The organism is Halomonas sp. ND22Bw (assembly GCF_003011945.1).
In the GTDB taxonomy this organism is placed as follows: domain Bacteria; phylum Pseudomonadota; class Gammaproteobacteria; order Pseudomonadales; family Halomonadaceae; genus Halomonas; species Halomonas halophila.
This window is the reverse complement of the sequence record NZ_PXWD01001891.1, coordinates 1-231: the sequence shown is the minus strand read 5'-3', so window position 1 is coordinate 231 and position 231 is coordinate 1. Positions and strand designations below refer to the sequence as shown.

At 76.2% G+C, this 231-nt stretch carries 1 protein-coding gene; it reads right to left on the bottom strand.

From position 1 onward, the window contains the following. On the bottom strand, positions 1 to 231 hold a 231-nt coding region (locus tag CVH10_RS24845; protein WP_219925132.1), incomplete at both ends, for a hypothetical protein.

Below are 231 nucleotides of genomic sequence, written 5' to 3'. Positions count from 1 at the left end.
CCGGTTGGTGCGCTCGGCCTGGGCCGACATGGAGCGGGCGGTCTCCTCCATGGCGGCGGCGGCGTCCGAGAGGTCGCCGACGAGGGCGCCGACGCTGCCCTGGAAGCGGTCGGCGAGTTCCGTCCGCTCGGAGCGGCGGCGGCTGGAGGCGAGGCCGGCGGCCTCGTCCTGCGTCGCCCGCAGGGTCGCGCTCTCCCGCATCGAACGGGCGAAGACGTGCATGCTGGCCCA